Source organism: Polynucleobacter sp. 35-46-11 (assembly GCF_002281105.1).
In genome coordinates, this window is record NZ_NCFJ01000540.1 from 1 (window position 1) to 1,655 (window position 1,655).

Below are 1,655 nucleotides of genomic sequence, written 5' to 3' on the forward strand. Positions count from 1 at the left end.
AATTTAAAAAGAAGCTCTCTAACAGGCGCTTGAATTACGGAAAGGCTATAAAGATTTTCTGTCTCCGCTAGTTTCGGTTTTGGCAGATAAGGAGCATTTGACTTGATATGCGGTATGGGCGCAACGCTTTTATCTGTTGATGGTACTTGCAAATGACCTTTTGACGGCTGATCAATACTAACTGATCGAGGAGTACTACATCCAAATAAAAATAGCAAAGCAACAATCTGCACTGAATAAGAAAAATAAACTTGAATCAATGAGAGTGCTCCATTAGAACTTGGGAGTTACTCATGAACGCAACAACCTGTTTATAACTCGTCATTTCTGGTCTATATCCTTTATTCATCTCTGCCAAGACTTTTAACGCCTGTTTGGCATCCTCTTTTGAATCATAAACACCGTAAATAGCTGCAATGCGCGGACGTTCCGGTGAACCAGAGTAATCATAATAGAAAGCAGGTGCTTTAGGAAGCTGTGCAACTATCCCAGACACCTCCTGCACAAAAAACTCACGCAGTCGCCACGGGCTGGACATCAATTGAATGGTGTATTTATCTTTGGCGGCCAGCTCTTGGAAGAGTTGAAGCTGTTGTTGATGAATCTGTTGCCATTGTGCGTCTGTTGCGCCAGCTTTAAGCCATAACTCGACCGGTAATTCTGCTATCTGGCTAAACGGTTCATGAACCACTGCTTCTGTTAATAATGACGCTTTTTCTGGCTGAGATTGAGTTTTAGCGACATTAGCTTCTGTTTCATTGTGGTTAGCTGAAAGTTCAACGGGAGCTATCTCACTATGAATCGGCGCTGTAGATTCAACCTCAGGTTTGGCTGGTGTGATTATTGAGTCAGTCTTAGGTTCGGTCAGAGTGGATGACGGCTGAGAATACTGAATTATTTCTGAGACCATCCAAGTCAAAACAGCTAAAACTGAAACAGCAATGAGCGTTTGCTTTAGGTATCTTTTTTGGTGAATGGACACTGACTCAGTTATGTCTGACTTAACAGGTTCTTCAAGCACTAATGGTTGAATGGCTTCCTGATTCGAGGACTCAACATGATCTACCTGCACTTGGTGTGTTTGCTCGGCAAAGGCCGCCATCAGCGCTTGATCCGCCAAACGATTAACGGCTCGTGCATAACCTTGGCTTTTTTTATAAATCGCATCAACCACTGCATCGCTAAAAAAATACTGTCCCTTATAACCGGCTTGTTGTAATCGAAAGGCTAAATAGTCCGCCAGCTCGTCGCGACTAAAAGGGGCTATATTCAGTTGAAATAAAACGCGATCTTTTACCTGACGCAATTCTGGAGAATTGAGCATACGATCTAACTCTGTTTGCCCAAACAACAGCACTTGAACCAGCTTGGTATCATCAACCTGCATATTGGACAATAAACGCAATTCTTCAATAGTCTCAACCAACATCGTTTGTGCTTCATCAATCAGCAGTAAAAAACGTCTACCTTGCTGATGTAATTGCAAGCAATAAGCTCTAATCAACTGCATTAATTCAACTTTGCTTGCTCCGCTTGAGGGATTAAGTCCTGCTTCTTGTGCAATCAAACGCAACATATCCAATGCAGAAACATTGGGCGTAAAAATGCTAATAATGGAAAAACAGTCTGAAAAACGGTTAGACAAGACACGCGCT

General features: G+C 42.2%; 2 protein-coding genes. Both read right to left on the reverse strand.

All coding sequences use genetic code 11. The annotated features are described in order from the left end of the window. Positions 1 to 260 (reverse strand): hypothetical protein (locus B7Y67_RS17360; RefSeq protein WP_293599702.1); only part of this gene is annotated, 260 nt, incomplete at its 3' end. Then, a partial coding sequence (locus tag B7Y67_RS17365) for an AAA family ATPase (RefSeq protein WP_293599703.1) occupies positions 257 to 1,655 on the reverse strand: 1,399 nt, incomplete at its 5' end. The genes B7Y67_RS17365 and B7Y67_RS17360, both read right to left, overlap by 4 nt.